At 68.0% G+C, this 18,625-nt stretch carries 13 protein-coding genes and 3 pseudogenes; 7 read left to right on the top strand and 9 right to left on the bottom strand.

Annotation, left to right across the window (positions count from 1 at the left end):
• Positions 1-47: 47 nt before the first annotated feature.
• The 8 genes from GKO32_RS36615 to ligD all read right to left on the bottom strand — a co-directional run bounded on the left by GKO32_RS36615 (position 48) and on the right by ligD (position 8,295).
• Positions 48-899, bottom strand: coding sequence for a hypothetical protein (locus GKO32_RS36615; protein ID WP_312869221.1), 852 nt, complete (start codon positions 897-899; stop codon positions 48-50).
• A gap of 299 nt (positions 900-1,198) precedes the next feature.
• Positions 1,199-2,062 (bottom strand): SAM-dependent methyltransferase, encoded by an 864-nt coding sequence (locus GKO32_RS36610; RefSeq protein ID WP_312869220.1) that lies wholly within the window; start codon positions 2,060-2,062, stop codon positions 1,199-1,201.
• 253 nt (positions 2,063-2,315) lie between these two features.
• Positions 2,316-3,134 (bottom strand): MHYT domain-containing protein, encoded by an 819-nt coding sequence (locus GKO32_RS36605; RefSeq protein ID WP_154761497.1) that lies wholly within the window; start codon positions 3,132-3,134, stop codon positions 2,316-2,318.
• Positions 3,135-3,248: 114 nt separating this feature from the next.
• Positions 3,249-3,830, bottom strand: a complete 582-nt coding sequence (locus GKO32_RS36600) for a GTP-binding protein (RefSeq protein WP_312869218.1) — start codon at positions 3,828-3,830, stop codon at positions 3,249-3,251.
• Complete coding sequence (locus tag GKO32_RS38590; protein WP_312869217.1) at positions 3,811-4,167, bottom strand: DUF742 domain-containing protein; 357 nt, start codon at positions 4,165-4,167, stop codon at positions 3,811-3,813. The genes GKO32_RS36600 and GKO32_RS38590 overlap by 20 nt, the downstream gene beginning before the upstream one ends.
• Positions 4,160-4,603, bottom strand: a complete 444-nt coding sequence (locus GKO32_RS36590) for a roadblock/LC7 domain-containing protein (protein WP_312869216.1) — start codon at positions 4,601-4,603, stop codon at positions 4,160-4,162. The genes GKO32_RS38590 and GKO32_RS36590 overlap by 8 nt, the downstream gene beginning before the upstream one ends.
• Positions 4,600-6,900: a HAMP domain-containing sensor histidine kinase gene (locus GKO32_RS36585; protein ID WP_166459845.1), complete on the bottom strand. Its 2,301-nt coding sequence runs from the start codon at positions 6,898-6,900 to the stop codon at positions 4,600-4,602. The genes GKO32_RS36590 and GKO32_RS36585 overlap by 4 nt, the downstream gene beginning before the upstream one ends.
• Before the next feature lie 465 nt (positions 6,901-7,365).
• The gene (gene ligD, locus GKO32_RS36580; protein WP_154761496.1) at positions 7,366-8,295 is read right to left on the bottom strand and encodes a non-homologous end-joining DNA ligase; all 930 of its coding nucleotides are present in this window, start codon (positions 8,293-8,295) and stop codon (positions 7,366-7,368) included.
• A gap of 57 nt (positions 8,296-8,352) precedes the next feature.
• On the opposite strand from ligD, the gene GKO32_RS36575 reads away from it, so the two are divergent.
• Entirely contained in the window at positions 8,353-9,333 is a 981-nt protein-coding gene (locus GKO32_RS36575) for a CobW family GTP-binding protein (protein ID WP_154761495.1), read from the top strand.
• On the opposite strand, the gene GKO32_RS36570 is transcribed toward GKO32_RS36575, so the two are convergent.
• The gene (locus GKO32_RS36570) at positions 9,328-10,266 is read right to left on the bottom strand and encodes an RluA family pseudouridine synthase (RefSeq protein ID WP_154761494.1); all 939 of its coding nucleotides are present in this window, start codon (positions 10,264-10,266) and stop codon (positions 9,328-9,330) included. The genes GKO32_RS36575 and GKO32_RS36570 overlap by 6 nt on opposite strands.
• 135 nt (positions 10,267-10,401) lie before the next feature.
• Here GKO32_RS36570 and GKO32_RS36565 point away from each other — a divergent pair, with 135 nt between their 5' ends.
• The 6 genes and pseudogenes from GKO32_RS36565 (at position 10,402) to GKO32_RS36550 (ending at position 18,502) form a co-directional block, all read left to right on the top strand.
• Positions 10,402-12,933 carry an ATP-binding protein gene (locus GKO32_RS36565; RefSeq protein WP_312869215.1) on the top strand — a complete coding sequence of 844 codons (2,532 nt, stop codon included), beginning with the start codon at positions 10,402-10,404 and terminating at the stop codon, positions 12,931-12,933.
• 13 nt (positions 12,934-12,946) lie between these two features.
• Positions 12,947-13,660, top strand: a pseudogene (locus GKO32_RS40815) (DNA gyrase subunit A); the annotation flags it as partial.
• A pseudogene (locus GKO32_RS40810) lies at positions 13,652-14,125 on the top strand (LAGLIDADG family homing endonuclease); the annotation flags it as partial. The pseudogenes GKO32_RS40815 and GKO32_RS40810, both read left to right, overlap by 9 nt.
• 345 nt (positions 14,126-14,470) lie before the next feature.
• Positions 14,471-16,561 (top strand): annotated as a pseudogene (locus GKO32_RS40805) (DNA gyrase subunit A); the annotation flags it as partial.
• Positions 16,562-16,679: 118 nt separating this feature from the next.
• Positions 16,680-18,176 carry an ATP-binding SpoIIE family protein phosphatase gene (locus GKO32_RS36555; RefSeq protein ID WP_154761492.1) on the top strand — a complete coding sequence of 499 codons (1,497 nt, stop codon included), beginning with the start codon at positions 16,680-16,682 and terminating at the stop codon, positions 18,174-18,176.
• Positions 18,173-18,502, top strand: coding sequence for an STAS domain-containing protein (locus GKO32_RS36550; RefSeq protein ID WP_154761491.1), 330 nt, complete (start codon positions 18,173-18,175; stop codon positions 18,500-18,502). The genes GKO32_RS36555 and GKO32_RS36550 overlap by 4 nt, the downstream gene beginning before the upstream one ends.
• Positions 18,503-18,625 lie beyond the last annotated feature (123 nt).

Genomic DNA, 18,625 nt, shown 5'->3' with positions numbered 1-18,625 from the left:
CCCCACCGCCCGCTGCCCACCCCCGTTCGAGTATCCACAGTGGACAGTCAGGTCCAGCTGACCCCGTAACCGAAACCTGGCGCGAGATGCCGGAACCGGACGTGCACCTCGCCTGCCCGATCGATCGGTACCGCCGGGCCCGAGGTGACTCCCTCGCCCGGCACCTGTTCGAGCAGCGCCACCTCGACCGGCCGTTCCGCACCGAACCGTAGGTGCAGATCGAACAGGTCACACGGCTGCCGCGGCACGCACAACCATTGGGGCTGCGGCAATTCCGCCCGCACCCGCAGTGCGATCTCATGCCGTTCGCCACGGCGCAACGTGTCCGGCAACTCCACCGCCCGCCCGGCAAGCGTGCCGCCATGGAACACCTCGACCTCGCCTGCCGCCGGAACGTCCACTTCGGACACTCCGTCGACGTCCGCGATGATCCGGCGTAGCACAAAGCTTTCCGGCACCGGACGGTCCAATGCGAGCGTGACGCGCAGCTCCTCGGTATGCCAACGCTGGTCACCAGCCGGGTGCTGACCGGCGATCGCCAACTCCGCCAGGCGCGTGATCGCCTCGTCCACGCGGCGCCGGACCGTCCGGTCGTGCCGTTCCAGCGTGCGCGCGAGCCAGCGCACCCGCTCCTGATAAAAGGGATTTTGCGCGTCCTTGTGCAGCGCGAACGCGGCCAGTACGGCGACGCGCAGATCATGCGGCAGTTTCCCGGCCAGTTCAGCCAGCCGTTCCGAGAGTTTCCGCCGGATTTCCGCGGCATCGTCCTCGCCGGAAATCCGGCATACCCTGCGCAGCGCCGAACCGGTCCGTTCCGCGAGCCGCATGGTGGCGATACCGCGGCCTTTTCGCAGGATTTTCAGCTCGCTGACCAGATCCGCGGCGCTGACGTCCACCACACGTTCCCCTTCGTGTCCGGCCTGGACAGCCCATTTTTCTGAACCCGCCGGGCGGGTGTCCAGGCTCCATACCGGTGATCGTGGGAAGCGCGCGCGGTGTTTCCGGTTTCAGCGAGTAGGGGAAACGGAAACTTCTTGCCGGGTATTTCGATGGCTCGTCATTCTGGTTCCGGTAACCGGATCCGGAGGCAGGAGCGGGAAATGAAGATCTTTTGTTCTGTTTCGACGGTCGTGCGTTTCGCGTGCTGCGTGGCCGTGTTGTGCCTGGTCGTGGGCGTCGCGCTGGGGCACGGTGCGCGTCAGGGTTTGCGGCCGACACCCACCCAGATCACCGATTCCTCGGGACGGTTGAACTCCAGCGCGGGAGAGTCCGGGCTGCTTTCCTCCGGATGCCACAACGGCGTCCACGTCATCCCCGGTGGCACCAGCTCGAAATCGCCGAGCAGCGCGCGGATTTCGTTTTGCTTACGCCAGACCACCGGGCTCGACGAGCCGTCGTAAAGCGCTTTCAGCTCGACGAGCTTTTGGTCCAGTTCCGGCGGCACACCCTCATCGGTGACATGCGAGACCACCAGATACGAACCGGAATTCAGCAGCTCGCGGTAGCGCGCGACCGACTGCGGCCCGACGTCCGTACCGTCCACGCCGGGCTGCTGGACATGCAACACCGCCACCAGCAGCACGGCGAGTGGTTGCCCGAAATCGATCACGCCCGTCTCGGCGACACGCTCCCACAACCCGTCCGGGTCACGCATGTCGCCGTGGATGACCGCATGTCGCGCGGGGTCACCCTGTTTATCCAGCAGATACCGCGAATGGGCGACGGCGACCGGCTCGTTGTCGATGTAGACGACCTTCGAATCGGAGGCGACCTCGTCCGCGATCTGATGGGTGTTGCCCATCGTCGGGATGCCGGAGCCGATGTCGATGAACTGCCGCACCCCCAGCCGCACGAGGTGGCGCACCGCGCGGTGCAGGTAGAGGCGGTTCGCTACCGCGACCGACTTGAGCAGCGGAAACTTGCCCACGACGCGTTCGCCGAACGCGCGGTCGATCGCCCAGTTACTGCTGCCGCCCAGCAGGAAGTCGTACACCCTGGCCACGCTCGGGTGGTCGAGGTCGATACCTTCCGGCGGGAAGGGGTCTGGTCCATGCTCGCTCACCTAACCAGTATGTAGGATTCCGGCTGTCACTCGCCGAGCGGTCGTGGTTCGCCCATGTTTGTGACAGCCTGCGCGGTCGGTGATCGCCTTTTCCGCCGATCGAGACGGGTCGTCCGCGCGCCATTTCCGGAAACAAGTGGAAAGATTCATCGTGCATCCGATTGACCTCCGGTCCCTACCGAACCAGCGCCGTCCCCCGGCGGGATGGGGCCGGCCTTGTGCCCCGACAAGGCCGGCCCCCCTTACCTGAGATTCAGACCAATCCGCCGCTGTCCACTGAGGACTGTGGTGACCGCGGTGCGCCGGCTCCGGTCCGCGGCGTCGCCTCCGGCTCGCGCCGGGAACCGGGTGGTGGTGCCATCAGGACGGCACAGATCGGGATCGCGAGGGCCAGCGCGGCCAGGATGAACACCGGGAACAGGAACGAGAACACCTCGGTGCCGGACGGGTCGGGTGCGGATATGTCCAGGCGCACCTCCATCGCCGCCATCCCGGTGTAGTGCATGCCTGTCACCGCGACGCCCGCGACCAGTCCGGCGGCGAGCCGGTGCAACGGTTTGTCGACCGCGACGGTGAACCACAGCGCGGCGGTCGCGGCGACGACGGCGATCACCACCGACAGGATGACCAACCCGGCGTTGTACCCGATGGTGCCCTTGATCTCCAGCGCCCACATTCCGGTGTAGTGCATGAGGTTCACCGCGCCGCCGGTGATGACGCCGCTCACGATGAGCCGCCACCACGCGAACTTTGCCCGCACGCCGAACACCAGCAGCCCGCCGAACACCGAAGCGACGGCCAGTAGCGCCGAGAGGGCCGTCCACAGCAGGTTGTAGCGCACCGGCATCCCCGGAGTGGCGAAGCCGAGCATCGCGAGGAAGTGCATGAGCCAGATGCCGACACCGCCCAGTGACAGCGCGGCAAGCCCGAGCCAGCCGAGCCGGGCGCGGGGGCTGATCGCGTAGCGGGCGTGCAGGGTGCACGAGAGGCCGAGCGTGCAGCCGACCACCGAGGTGAGATAGGCGAGGACCAGCAACCAGCCGCCGAGGGCGAAGTGCTGCACCTGGCTCATGTCCACGGGAAACCTCCGGAGGGTCGTTTTTCAAAGCGGCGGAGCCGCTTCCGCCACGCCGTCAGCTGGCGCCGCTACCCGCACCGCTACGCAAGGCATGTCGGCTCCTGGAATTCAGGTTGTTGCGGTCAGTTGGGCCATGGCGTGTTCGGTGGCCGCGATGAGGGCTTGCTTGGTGGATTCGGCCGAGCGTGCGTCGCATGCGATCACGGGGATGTCGGGACCGAGGGCGAGTGCCTGACGGACGTCCTCGGTGGAGTGGCGCTGCACGTTGTCGAACCTGTTGATCGCGATGAGGAACGGCAGCCGCCGGGATTCGAAGAAGTCGATCGCGGCGAAACTGTCGGCGAGACGCCGGGTGTCGACCAGCACGACGGCGCCGATCGCGCCGCGCACCAGGTCGTCCCACATGAACCAGAACCGGTGCTGGCCCGGCGTGCCGAACAGGTACAGCACCAGGTCTTCGGCGAGCGTGATCCGGCCGAAGTCCATCGCGACGGTGGTCGACGTCTTCTGCGGCACCTCGGTCAGCTCGTCGATCCCGGCCGACGCCTCGGTCATCACCGCTTCGGTGCGCAGCGGGTTGATCTCCGAGAGCGCGCCGACGAAGGTGGTCTTGCCGACGCCGAAACCTCCGGCGACGACGATCTTCGCCGAGGTGATCCCGGATGCCTGGTCATAGTGTGCGTAGTCCACCGAGGACCCTTTCCAGCAAGTCGTGTCGTTCGTCCCAGGACGCGTTGTCGGAAAGAGTGTCCCGCACGATGACCCAACCCGATCCCAGCAGATCCGCCACAAGCACCCTGGCGACCTGTAGTGGCACCGACAGATGTGCCGCGACCTCGGCCAATGACCGCGGCTGCAGGCAAAGCTGGATCACCACCGACTGCGGGCTCGCCCGGTTGAACGGCACGGAGCGGCCCGCGGGGGTGGTCTCGACGAGAGCTTCGATGGCGAGTTCGACCCTCGGCCGCGTGCGGCCTTCGGTCCAGGCGTAGGGGCGCGCCAGTGACGGTGGCCCCTGGTCATTCACGGTCCCTCCTACCCGTCATCCGACCACCGCCCCCCACGGCCGCGCCACGCAGCGGGGTGTCGACCATCTTGCCGACCCGGTCCACCAGGAGCGTCATCTCGTAGCCGACCAGGCCGATGTCGCAGCCGGGGCTGGCGAGCACCACGAGATTCGACCCGTCGCCGACGCTCATCAGGAGCAGGAAACCTTCCTCCATCTCGATCACCGACTGGACGACCCGGCCCGCGGTGAACAGTTCCGAGGTGCCCAGCGCCAGACTCGACAGGCCGGACGCGATCGCGGACAACTGGTCGGCCCGGTCCCTCGGCAGGCCCTGCGACGCGGCCACGAGCAACCCGTCGGCCGAAACCAGCGCGGCGTGCGCGACTCCGGCGACCTCCTCGGCGAACGCCGAAACGAGCCAGCTGGGCGACGGTGCGGTCGGTGTGTGCGTCACGATCTCTCCTTGTCGGCGGTGCGCTGCCTGGCCGCCCGCATCCCGTTGTAGTGCCTGGACAAGTTGTTCCGGACCGCGGCCGGGTCCCGGAAATCGCCGGTGGGCGCGCCACCCCGGGTGCGGGGCAGCGCGGCGCCGGGCGCGAGCTGGGCGCCGGGTTTGCGGGTCGGCAGGCCGGCCGCGGTGACGGCGTTGGCGGCCGGGCGCACCGCGGATTCCGCGGCACGGCGAGCTTCGTCGGCCGGGGTGACCCAGTTGCGCGACGGGGGAGCGGATTCGGCCGATTCGTCGGGCCCGTGCTCGGTGAACCAGTTCGACACGACCCGGTCGAAGATCGGTGTGCGGCCCTGCGGTTGGGGCGGCACCACCACGGGGGCGGGTGGCGTGGTCGCGCCGTTGACGGGTTTGCCGTTCACCGGGCCGCCGTCAGCGATGATCAGTTCGCCGGGCAGGTGCACGCTCGCGGTGACCCCGGTGCGCCCGGAGTGGCTCAGCGTGGGCCGCAGCCGGACCGTCACGCCGTGCAGCGAAGCCAGCCGGCCGACCACGAACAAACCCATTCGCCGCGCGGTTTCCGGGCTCACCACATCACCGGCGGCGAGCCGGTGGTTGGCCGCTTCGAGATCTTCGGCTGCCATGCCGAGCCCGTTGTCAACGACCTCGACGAGCAGCCCGCCGTCGCTGCCGCGATCGGCGGTCAGGTACACCTTCTCGTCCGGTGGGGAGAACCGAGTCGCGTTCTCCAGCAGCTCCGCCAGAATGTGCACGACATCCGCGGCCGCCTGCGCGCGGACCGATCCGTTGGGCACGTTCACGAGTGAGACGCGCTGGTAGTCCTTCACCTCGGAAGTGGCGCCACGCAACAGTTCCACCATCGAGACCGGCCCGGTGTCGTAGCGGGCAGGGGTGCCACCGGCGAGCACCTGAAGGTTCTCCCCGTTGCGGCGTAAGCGGGTCGCGAGGTGGTCGAGGCGGAACAGCTCGTCGAGCCGCTGCGGGTCGCGTTCGTTGGATTCGAGCCCTTCCAGCACGGTCAGCTGGAGCTCGACCATCGACTGGCTGCGCCGCGCGAGCGTCATGAACATCTCGCTGACCTGCTTGCGCAGTTCGGCTTGTTCCCCGGCGAGGCGCACGGCCTGACGCTGCATGTCGTCGAACGCGTGCGCCAGCTGGCCGATCTCCTCGCCGGTGGTGATGCCGACCGGTTCCACCGGCGGCACCGGTTCGCCCTTGTGGACACGGGCGATCGTGTCCGGCAGCCTGCGGTTCGCGGCGTCGAGCGCCGCCGAGTGCAGCCGCCGCATCGGTGAGACGATCGAACGCGCCATCCACAACGCGATCGCGAGCGCGCCGAGCAAGGCGCCGATCACCAGCGCCGCGTCGCGCAGGGCGCGCGAGCGGGTGTCGTTTGTCTGCGCGGAAATCGTGTCGGTCAGCGTCGCGAACGCCCCGGTCACCAGGTCGCCGAGGCCGGCGCTTTCGGTGGCGATCGGCAGCAGCAGCTGGCTCAGCTCGGACTGGCGGTCGGCCGCGAGCGAGGATTGGAGCACGGCACGGCGATCCGTGGCCGAGGTCGTCGCCGAGGCGAACCGCTCCGCCGCGTCCGCGCTCAGCCCGCGCCGCGCTTGGCTGTTGAGCACCGTTTCCTCGGCGGACGCCTGTGCCGCGGCCGCCAGCACGGCCTGGTTGGCGCCGGCGGGCCGGACCGATCGCAGCAGCGCCTCCTGCACGGCGAGCGAGGTGCGCAGCTGCACGAGCGAGCGTGCGGTGTTCGCGGTCGCGTCGAGGCTGCTGTCTCCGGCACCGGCGACGAGGCCCGGCACCAGATCCGCGAGGGAGTACACGATGTCGCGGTACCCGGAGGCGGTGCCGACCGGATCACCACCCGCGTTCGCGCTGCGCAGTCCGGCGAGCCTGCCCAGTGCGGTGTCCAGCGCGCGCCCGGTTTCGGATGGCAGATCAGCGAAATCGGCGTCCCCCTGGATCGCGGTGACCTTCGTGTTGACCGCGTCGATCTGGGCGGTCGGGACGACCCCGGGCCGCGCGGACGCGGTAGCCACCATCTCCTGGTCGATCAGATCGGCCAGTTCCGCCACACCCTGCACGACCGGAAGCTGGTCGCGGACCGCGGACAGTCGGCTGGCCTGGTCCTGCTCGGCCTTGACGCGGGCGCCGGCCAGGGTGAGGGCGATGATCACCGGCACCAGCAACACGACGGAGATCTTGGTGCGCAGGCTCCAGCCGCTCGGTGGCCAGACCGCCCAATCCAGCCACCGCCCCGGCACGGTTTGGTTCATTTTCCCAGGCCGCTCGATTCGTGATGTCGCGTAAAAGCGGTAAATACGAAATGCCCCCGACAAGCTAAAGCGATAGGAGACAACCGTAATCGGTACGTAGTTGTCAAGTGTTCAATCGGCCTAATTGTCCCGGCAGGGAAAACCTGCCGGGGTAAGCGTTGCTCCGCTGTGTGACCGAAGATCGGCTGGATGTACCGGTGCGTGCAGCTAACGGTGTCAACATGTACTGTAAGCGCTTTCTTGACCACGGACCGTGCTGCCGTTTCCATTCGAAAATTACCCCGGAGTTACTGTGCTGTTCGTTACCAATCCGACGGCAGCCACGGCGGAGACGGGTGTCGACGAGCGGGTTCGCTGCGGGCCGTGTCCGCCTACTTTCGGTCGGATTGGTAAATGAACTTCAGCTCCCTCGGCGGTAGAAACACCGGCAAGCGGCGCCGTTTTTCGGGCCGCCTCCTTTGTTGTTTATTTTCCGGGTCGGCTCGCGCCGCGGGGCAGAGTCACGCGATGCTCCGGCAGTTCCGCGAAAAGGTCGCCGAACCGTGCCACCCTCGCCAGCGTTTCGTCACTGGTGAAAGTCAGCTCCCCGGCCCGGCGGCAGGCGCCCACCTCGTCCCACGTGACCGGCGTCGAGACGGTGGGCCTTTCACGACCGCGCAAAGAGTAGGGGGCGACGGTCGTCTTCGACGGGTTGTTCTGGCTCCAGTCGATGAACACCTTGCCCGGTCGCAGTGCCTTCGCCATCCGCGCGACGATCAGCCCGGGATCCTCCGCCGCGAGCCGCTGGGCGAGCGACTCCGCGTATTCCGACGGCGCTTCGGCCCGCCGCGTGCGGATCGCGCTGTAGAGCTGAAGCCCCTTGGAACCGCTGGTCTTCGCAAAGGCCGTCAGCCCGGCAGCGGCCAGTGCGTCCCGGAGCCGGAGCGCGACCTGGCAGCATTCGACGATCGTCGCGGGCTCGCCGGGGTCCAGGTCGAACACCAGCAGATCCGGGGTGCGCCGCGCGTCCTCCGGTCCGACTGTCCACTGTGGAACATGCAGTTCAAGCGCTGCCAGGTTCGCCGCCCACGCCAGCGTCGGCACGTCGTTCACGAGTGGGTACGCAATGGTGCCCTCGCCACGGCGACGGCTGACGATCCGCGCGGTCTTCACCCAGTCCGGCGCGTGCCGCGCGACGTCCTTCTCGTAGAACGGTTCGTGGTCCACACCTTCCGGATACCGGCGGAACGTGACCGGGCGCCCACGCAGATGCGGCAGCAGCACCGGCGCGATCCGGGCGTAGTAGTCAAGCACGTCGCGCTTGGTGAAGCTCGCGGCCGGGTAGAGCACCTTGTCCAAATTGGACAGAGTGAGCCGGCGCCCGTCCACCTCCACCGCGATTCTGTCCCCGGCCATGCGGTCAACCCTGCCGTACCGCGGCCGGACGCGCATGGTGGCGCTAGGCTCGCCGCCATGGCCCCGATTCCCGTTCTCGTGCTCGCGGGCTTCCTCGGCGCGGGCAAGACCACGCTGCTCAACCACCTGCTGCACAACCGCGAAGGCGTGCGGATCGGCGTGTTGGTCAACGATTTCGGCGCGGTCAATGTGGATGCGCTGACTGTCGCGGGCCAGGTGGACACGACGGTGGCGCTCGGCAACGGCTGTCTGTGCTGCGCCGTCGACGCGAGCGGCCTCGACCGGATGCTCGGCAGGCTGACCGAGGCCGGTGGGCTCGACCTCATCGTGATCGAGGCGAGCGGGCTGGCCGAGCCGCGCGAACTCGTGCAGCTGGTGCTGGCCGGCGAACACGAAGGCGTCGAGTACGGCGGTCTGCTCGAAGTGGTGGACGCGGCCGAGTTCGAGGCGACCCGCGAGCGGCATCCGGAGCTGGACCGGCATGTGGCGTTCGCGGATCTGGTGGTGCTCAACAAGATCGACCGGGTGGGCGCGGACGAGCTGGCGCGGGTCCGTGAGCTGACCGGAAAACTGAGCGGCGGGCGGCCGGTGCTGCCGGTGACCCGCGGCGGTATCGACGTGCACCTCCTGCTGGATCCGGCCACCCGGCCGCGGCCTGCGGTCGAGCAGCTGTCGTTCGAGGAGCTGATCGACCACCACGACCACCTGCATGCGGCGTACCAGACGGTGTCCTTCGAGACCACGGAAGTGCTGCACCCCAGGAAGTTCCTGCGCTTCCTCGACGAGCGTCCCACCGGGTTGTACCGGGCGAAGGGCACGGTCGACTTCGGTCAGCCCGAGCTGTTCCGCCTGCACACGGTCGGCCGCTATCTGCGCTTCGAGCCCGTCCTGCGCACCGGCGAAGGAACGGCGCTGGTGTTCATCGGCACCGGGCTCGACGAGACGGTGCTGCTCGCGCAGCTGCGTGCCTGCGCCGAGCCCGACCCATCGGCGATCGACGCCAACGCGATGCTGCGTGTGGGGAAGTACCTGTCATGACGGCGCGGATGCCCAGCCGTGGAAGGATTCCCACGCCCGCAACGCCAGTCTGCTGGTGAACCGGCGCCGCTGCCCGCTGAGCGGATCGGTGAACTCCAGCGTCTTCGCCAGCAGCTGTAGTGGCCGGCTGAAATCGTGCAGCGGGGCCTCCACCACGGCGGGATAGAAGCGGTCCCCGAGGATCGGGATGCCGAGCCCGTTCAGATGGACCCGCAGCTGATGCGTGCGCCCGGTCGCGGGAACGAGCCGGTAGCGGCCGAGGCCGTCACGGTGCGCCAGGAGTTCGACGTACGTCTCCGCGTTCGGCGGCCCCGGCACTTCTTGCGCGGTAACGGTTCCGCGTTCCTTCACGATCCGGCTGCGCACCGTGCGCGGGAGATCCAGCGTGGGATCGAACGGCGCGATCGCCTCGTATTCCTTGTGCACCTTGCGGTCCCGGAAAAGCGTCTGGTACGCGCCGCGGTGGGCGCGCCGGGTGACGAACATCAGCAGCCCCGCGGTGACCCGGTCGAGCCGGTGCGCGGGGCTCAGCTCCGGCAACCCCAGATCGCGCCGCAACCGGACCAGTGCGGTTTCCACCACATGTTGTCCACGCGGGATCGTCGCGAGGAAGTGTGGCTTGTCCACCACGACCAGGTTTTCGTCGGCGTGCACGACCGCAATCTCGAACGGCACCGGTGTTTCGTCGGGCAGATCGCGGTGGAACCAGATGAACATGCCGCCCTTGAACGGTGTTTGCGCCGTCACCGGTCCGTCGAGCCCGACGATCCGTTCCTGCGCGAGCATCTCGTCGAGCCGTTCCGGTGGCAGCCGGGGAATACGTTCGACGAGATGGTCCCGGACCGTCGCCCATGGCCCCTCCGCCGGCAGCCGCATCCGGGCGGGATCGAGCCCGTTACGCGGAGGCAGCGGGGCGGGCGGACGGCGGCTCATTCCCCGAGCGTAGCCGCGACGATCCCCACGCCGACGGGCAAGAACCGCGGACTTGTCGTAGGTGTCCGATACCCTGTCCTACCGTAGGTCGCCTTTCCGACCCCGCACCACGCAACGACCTGGGAGAACGACCCTGTGACCGCTTCTGCAGAGCCCTTGTACGGGGCCGATGACCTCACGCACCTCGAGGGGCTGGAAGCCGTTCGGAAGCGACCCGGGATGTACATCGGGTCCACCGACAGCCGCGGGATCAACCACCTCTTCACCGAGATCGTGGACAACTCGACCGATGAAGGTGTCGCGGGTCACGCCGGGCGGGTCGTGGTGACGCTGCATGCCGACGGCAGCGTCCAGGTCGACGACGACGGCCGTGGCATCCCCACGGACAAGCACGCGAAGTCCGGGCTTTCCGGGGTCGAGCTGGTGCTCACCAGGCTGCACGCGGGCGGCAAGTTCGGCGGCTCCGGCTACAAGACGTCGGGCGGTCTGCACGGCGTCGGCGCGTCGGCGGTCAACGCGCTGTCACACCGGTTCGACGTGACGGTCCGGCGTGACGGCAAGGTGCACGAGATGTCGTTCGCGCACGGGGTGCCCGGGGTGTTCGACGGGGCGGGCCCCAAGGCGAAGTTCACGCCACAGCCGGGCTTGCGCGTCGTGAGCAAGATGAAGCGCGGCGAGCGCACCGGCACGTCCATCCGGTACTGGTACGACTCCCGCTACTTCGAGACCGGTGCGAAGCTCGACACCGAGGCCGTGCGCGCCAAGCTGCGCAACACCGCGTTCCTCGTGCCGGGCGTCACGTATGTGCTGCGGGACGCCACCGAGGGCTCCATCGGCGAAGAGACGTTCTCGTACCCGAACGGCCTGCGGGACATGGTGGATTTCCTCACCCCCAGCGGGGACAAGGCGGTTTCCGGCACGCTGCTGATCACCGGTGAGGGCACGTACAAGGAGAACGCCGCCGACGAGAACGGCGTGATGAAGTCCAATGTGGAGCGTCGCGCGGAGGTCGAGGTCGCGCTGCGCTGGAGCACCGGCTACGAGCGCACGGTGGAGTGCTTCACCAACACCATCCGCAATGTGCACGGTGGCACGCACCGCCGCGGTTTCGACCGTGGTGCGCTGAAAGCCTTGCAGGAGGCGATTTCCAAGACCCGTGGGCTGCTCAAGCCCAAGGAGGATCTGCCCACTGTGGACGATGTGCTGGAGGGCATGACGGCCGTCATCCACGTGCGCATCCCCGAGCCGCAGTTCACCTCGCAGACCAAGGACGAGCTGTCCACGGCGGGGATCACCCGGGTGATCCAGGGCATCGTGGAGAAACAGCTCAAGGCGTGGACCGAGGACCGAAGGACCAAGGCCGAGGCGAAAGTCGTGCTGCAGAAGGTGGTCGACGCCGCGCGCGTGCGGCTGACCCAGAAGCAGCAGAAGGACGCCGCCCGCCGCAAGACGGCGCTGGAAGGCGCCGCGATGCCGCCGAAACTGGTCGACTGCCGCACGACGGGCATTTCGCGCAGCGAGTTGTTCCTCGTGGAGGGGGACTCGGCTCTCGGATGCTTCACCGGTGACACGAAGGTCGCGCTGGCTTCCGGCCAGAGCAAGTCGTTTGCGGACCTCGCCTCGGACTGGGCGCGGGGCATCAGGCACCTCGGGTACGCGGCCGACGAGGCAGGCCAGGTCGTGGTGGTTCCGCTGGTGGAACCCAGGCTGACCAAGCGCGGCGCCCCGCTGGTGCGGGTGACGATCGAGGGCGGGGAATCGGTCCGCTGTACGCCTGACCACCTCTTCCGGCTCCCCGACGGTTCCTACCGGCGGGCCGACGAGCTGTCCGCCGGTACCCCGCTGATGCCGCTGCGGCGGTCCGCCGGGGCGCGGGCGGAACGGTCCCGGCAAGGGGCCACGGCGTTGCTCGATGTCGAGCAGCGGGTGGCCACGGTGGAGCCGCTGGCGGAAACAGCGGACGTGTACGACCTGACGGTCGACGAGCACCACAATTTCGCGCTCGACGCGGGCGTCTTCGTCCACAACAGCGCGCGGATGGCCCGTGTCTCGGAGTACCAGGCACTGCTGCCGCTGCGGGGCAAGATCCTCAACGTGCAGAAGGCATCACTGGGTGACACGTTGAAGAACGCGGAGATCGCGTCGATCGTGCAGGTGCTCGGCGCGGGCACGGGCCGCACCTTCGAGCTGTCGCAAATGCGGTACGGCCGGGTGATCCTGATGGCCGACGCGGATGTCGACGGCTCGCACATCCGGACGCTGCTGATCACGCTGTTCGCCCGGTACATGCGCCCGGTGATCGAGGACGGGCGGCTGTACGCGGCGATGCCGCCGCTGCACAAGATCACCACGAAGGGCCGCAACCCGGAGACGCACTTCACCTTCACCGAGCGCGAGATGGAAGCGAAGGTCAACGAACTGCGGCAGGCCGGTAAGCAGATCGTCACGCCGGTGCCGCGCTTCAAGGGGCTCGGCGAGATGGACGCGGACGAGCTGTGGGAGACCACGATGAACCCGGCCACCCGCTCGGTGCGCCGGATCACCCTCGACGACGTGGACGCCGCGGACGCCGCGCTGGAACTGCTCATGGGCGAGAAGGTCGAACCGCGGCGCAACTGGCTCGTCGCGTCCTCTGCGCGGGTCGACCAGGCCGCGATCGACATCTAGGAGTTTGGCGAAAATGGCTAGGCGCAAGACCCCGACGACGCGTGTCGATCCGAGCGCTTTCGACAGCGCGGGTGCGAATGTCTTCGAAAACCCGGTGAAGACCGAGATCGAGGATTCGTATCTGGAATACGCGTACTCGGTCATCCACTCCCGTGCGCTGCCCGACGCGCGTGACGGGCTCAAGCCGGTGCACCGCCGGATCCTGTACTCGATGAACGAAAGCGGTTACCGCCCAACGCATGCGTACGTGAAGTGCTCGCGTGTGGTCGGTGACGTGATGGGCCGCTACCACCCACACGGGGACACCGCGATCTACGACGCGATGGTGCGGCTGGCTCAGGATTTCTCGATGAACGCGCCGCTGGTCGACGGACACGGAAACTTCGGCAGCCCGGACGACGGCCCGGCGGCATCGCGGTACTGCGTCGTCGGCGATACCCGGATCCGCCTCGCGGACGGGGCGAGCCCGCGCATCGCCGACGTGGTGAACCTGCCGGCCGACAGTGAGGCCGACGCCGACTTCGAAGTCCTCGACAAGGACGGCAAGTCGGTTCACGTGTCGAAGGTCTTCAACTCGGGCGTCCACCCGACGATCCGGATGACCACGGAGTCGGGTTTTTCGTTGCGCGGCAGCGAGAACCACCTCGTGCTCTGTCTCGAAGCGCCGCTCGGCGTGCCGCTGTTCCAATGGCGGCGGCTGGACGAGGTCCGCCCGGGGATGGTGGTGTGCGCCGCCCGCAACGCCTGGCTGCAGGTCACCCCGACGGCCCGCGAGTACCTGCTCGGCAGGCTCGCCGGGGCTTGGGCCTCGGCGGGCGCTCGGGTCGCCGACGAGCAGTTCTTCGCCGACGTTCTGTCCACTTCGGACATTCCAGGCGACGCCGGTGGCATGGACGCGTTCCGCGCGAGTCCGTTGGCGGAGCTGATCGGGCACCGGGCCGGGGAAAAGTTCGTTCCGGAGTTCGTCTGGAACGCCGGGTGGGGCGTGAAGCGCGCGTTCCTGATGGGCCTGTTCGAGCGGGACGGTTCCACGATCCGCCACAGCAGCGCGAGCGAGCGGCTCACCGCCGAGGTGCAGGAGATGCTCGCCGAGTTCGGGATCATCGCGAAGCGCCGTAGCCACCGGGCCGCGGAGGGGACCGTCGAGCATCGACTGGTCGTTTCCGGATCGCGTGCTGTCCTGGCGTTCGCCGAGCGGATCGGCTTGGCGGAGCACGAGGCCGGACAGGGGCACCGGCTCAGCGAGGACAGGGTGCCGTTCGTCGCCGACTACGTCCATGGCGCGCTCGACTCCGACCACGGGAAATGGTTGGCACAACACGACTTCGACCGCGTGGAGCGATGGGAGGCCGAGCGGGCGCGGATCATCGACCGCATCGAGGACACCGAGGTGCTGGCGACGATCCTGCCCGTGATGGATTCCGGCTACCGGTTCGAAGAGGTCACCGAAGTGACTTCCGCCGAGCCGACCGAGGTCTACTCGGTGCGGGTCGATTCCGAGGACCACTCGTTCCTCGCCGGCGGTTTCGTCAACCACAACACCGAAGCGCGGATGTCGCCCGAGGCGATGCTCCTCGTCGGTGAGCTGGGGGAAGAGACGGTCGACTTCCGGCCCAACTACGACGGCTCGTTGCAGGAGCCGACGGTGCTGCCCGCGGCCTACCCGAACCTGCTGGTCAACGGCACGTCCGGGATCGCGGTCGGGATGGCGACGAACATGATTCCGCACAACATGGGCGAAATCATCGGCGCCGCCCGCTGGCTGATCAACCACCCGAACGCGAGCCTCGACAAGCTCATGGAGTTCGTGCCGGGGCCTGATCTGCCGACCGGCGGGATGCTGCTCGGCCTCGACGAGGTCCGCAAGGCCTACGAGACCGGCCGCGGCGTGGTCCGGATGCGGGCGAAGGTCGAAACCGGCCCGCTGCAAGGCAGTCGCGGGCGGCAGGCCATCACGGTCACCGAGCTGCCCTACGGCGTCGGGCCGGAGAAGGTGATCGAGAAAATCACCGACGAGGTCAACAAATCCAAGCGCCTCACCGGGATCGCCGACGTCAAGGACCTCACCGACCGCGAGAACGGCACCCGGCTGGTGATCGAGTGCAAGGTCGGGGTCAACCCGCAGCCGTTGCTCGCGGACCTCTACCGGCTCACGCCGCTCGAACAGTCCTTCGGTATCAACAATCTCGTCCTCGTCGACGGGCAGCCGCAGACGCTCGGGCTCAAGCAGCTGCTGGACGTTTTCCTCGAGCACCGGTACGAAGTCGTCACCCGCCGGACCCGTTACCGGCGGCGCAAGCGCGAGGAACGACTGCATCTGGTCGAGGGCCTGCTGATCGCGTTGCTGGACATCGACAAGGTGATCCGCCTGATCCGCAACAGCGAGAACGCGGCCGAGGCCAAGGACGGCCTGATGCAGCGGTTCAAGCTGTCGGAGATCCAGGCAACGTACATTTTGGACACTCCGCTGCGCAGGCTGACCAAGTACGACAAGCTCGAACTGGAAGACGAGCAGGACAGGCTGCGCGAGGAGATCGCGGAGCTGAGCAAGATCCTCGACGACGACCGGGAACTCAAGAAGGTCGTCTCGGCCGAGTTGGCCGCGATCGCCAAGGACTTCCGCACCGAACGGCGCACCGCGCTGATCGACGGTGACCTCAAGGAGGTCCTGGCGGCTTCGCAGCCGGCCGGGCCGCGTGAGGTCGCCGACGATCCGTGCCAGGTCATCCTGTCCGCCACCGGGCTCGTCGCGCGCACCGTAGTCGAATCAGAGGAAGCCACAGAAACCTCGCTCGGGCGGCGGCGCGCCGGGCGCGTCAAGCACGACGCGGTGGCCGCACTCGTGCATTCGACCGCCCGCGGCCAGGTATTGCTGGTCAGCAGCCGTGGCCGGGCGTTCAAAACCGACGTGCTGCCACTGCCGGTGTTGCCGGAGCAGGACGGCACGGTATCGGTGCGCGGCGGGATGGCCGCCGCGGAACTCGTGCCGCTGGCCAAGGGCGAGAAGATCATCGGCCTCGCCCCGCTCGGTGCGCAGGCGGCCGATTCCCCGGGTATCGCGCTGGGCACGCGGCAGGGCGTGGTCAAGGTGTGCGCGCCCGAGTGGCCGGTGCGGGCGGACGAATTCGAGATCATCAGCCTCAAGGACGGGGACGAGCTCGTCGGCGCCACCTGGCTGACCAACCGCAACGAGACGCTCGCGTTCATCGCGTCGGATGCTTCGCTGCTGCGGCTTTCGGTGTCGCTCGTGCGACCGCAGGGCCTCAAAAGCGGTGGTATGGCGGGAATCAAGCTCGTGCCGGACGCGCACGTGGTGTACTTCGGCGCGGTGCGGACGGACGATCCGGAGCGCGGTGAGCCGATGGTCGTGACGGCGACCGGGCAGACGGTGAAGGTGACGCCGTTCGCCGAGTATCCGGCCAAGGGCAGGGCGACCGGCGGTGTGCGTGCGCACCGGTTCCTCAAGGGCGAGGATTCCGTTGTGGTGGCGTGGATCGGGCCGCGCCCGGCCGCCGCGTCCCGTAACGGTGACCCGGTCGAGTTGCCCGAACCGATCGACCGCCGGGACGGTTCCGGTGCCGCGCATCCGGGCCCGGATGTCGTCGGTCATCTCGTCGAACGCGGCTGAGATGGGTAACCGCGCGAGCGCGCAAAGTGACGAATTGGCGACGATCGGAAGAGCGGGTTACCTTGGCCGGAGTACCGACCAATGTTTCGAGACGACCGAGGCTGGATAAACAGCGATCATGGCGACCACGGCGAGCGCGGACGACAAGCTCAGCCGGATCCGTTCGGTGAGTGACGGCGCGCTCGATGAGTTGCTCAGCCGGATTCGTCTTTCCCTCGACGCCGAGACCGCTGCGGTGCTGTTGCTCGAACCCGGCGGCCGTGAACTGCTCGCCACCGCCAGTGACGGAACGGACCGCGAAGCCCGGGTCCGGCTGGGCGAGGGTTTCCTCGGCCGGATAGCCGCGACACGGCAGCCAGGTGTGCTCGGCTCGCGAGTCGGGGTGCCGTTGCTGGTCGACGGGGAACTGCTCGGCGTGCTGCATGTCAGCGGCGGTGTGCCGCGCCAGTACACCGAGGACGACGTGGAGTTCTTGCAGCTGGCGGCCGATCGGGTCACGCTGGCGGTGCACGCCCGTCAGGTCCAGGCCGCGCGCGCGGCGGCGACGGCGCTGCAGCACAGCCTGTTGCCCGCCAGACTGCCCGACGTCCCGTCACTGGATTTCGCCGCGCGGTATGTGCCCGGCGGCCTCTCGAACTTCGCCGGCGACTGGTACGACGTGTTCCCGTTGCCGAACGGCTGGCTCGGCATCGTGATCGGCGACGTCGTCGGGCATGATCTGCCCGCGGCCGTGGTGATGGGCCGATTACGCAGCGCTCTGCGCGCGTACTCGCTGGAGACCACCAACCCCGCCGACGTGCTCACCCGGCTGGACCGCAAGGCACAGCATTTCGAGCCGGGCATGATGGCGACCGTCCTTTATGGGACGCTCGAACCGAATTTCGACCGGCTCAACCTGTCGTCAGCCGGTCACCTTGCTCCCATGCTGGCACGTTCGGGCGGGCAGGCCGATTTTGCCGACCTGACGATTGATCCGCCGATCGGCGCGGTCCGCGACGCGCGGCGGCACAGCGTTTCGATCGAGCTGCCGCCGGGCATGCTTGTGTGCCTGTACACCGACGGTCTGGTGGAGCGCAGGCGTAAACCGATCGACGAAGGCCTGGAACAGCTGCGGTCGACCGTGACGGCACGCTCGGCGGAGGACGTCTGCGCGGTGGCGATGGCGACGCTCATCGGCGATTCCGTGCCGGAGGACGACGTCGCGTTGCTGGTGTTCCGGCGGGGGGACGACGTCGGGCCGTTGGAGGTGCGGCGACCGGCGGTTCCCGAAGCATTGAAGGACATTCGCTCGGCGATGCGCCGTTGGCTCTCGTCGGCGGAGATCGGGGGCGACATGGCGGCAGATCTGGTGCTCGCGGCCGGAGAGGCGTGCACGAACGCGGTTGAGCACGCATACGGTCCCGCGGGCGGTGAGGTCTACCTGCGGATGGAGTTGAACGACGGGGAAGTCGTGATCACCGTGCGGGACAACGGACGCTGGCGATCGCCGCGCGGCCGCAACCGCGGCCGGGGGCTGACCCTGATGCGGGAGTGTGGCGAGGTCGAAGTGGACCGGGGTGACGACGGCACGTCCGTCATCATCCGCCGCCGGCTCGAGCCGGAGGCGACGCTATGACCACCGCGACGCTGAGCAGCCGGGTCGACGGCGAGGATGTTGTGGTCCAGATCGTGGGCGAGATCGACCTGGCGAACGCCACCGAGGTGCAGGAGCAGATCTACGCGGTGGTCGGCAACGAGGCCGTGCGCGTCGTGCTGGACCTGGCGGACGTGGAGTATCTCGACAGCGCGGGCCTGCGGGTGCTGTTCACCCTGGCGGAGCGGTTGCGCGTGCGGCAGATTGGTCTGGACCTCATCGTGCCGCCGGGTACGGCGGTGCGCCGGGTGGTCGAGATGTCCGGCCTGGGGCCGGTGGCGCGCCTGATTTCCGAACGCCCCCTCTAGCTTGAGTTTTAACGTTCGGGGCCATGACGGGGCACCCGGATGATCATGGATGAGGCCCTTGGTTGATCATGCTTCTTGCTTAGGGAAGACGATCACACCAAGGGTCTCAATTGATCAGTGTGC

This window comes from Amycolatopsis pithecellobii (genome assembly GCF_009707865.1).
Lineage (GTDB): Bacteria > Actinomycetota > Actinomycetes > Mycobacteriales > Pseudonocardiaceae > Amycolatopsis_E > Amycolatopsis_E pithecellobii.
Note: the sequence above shows the minus strand (reverse complement) of the source record. Positions and strands in the feature narration are given on the sequence as shown.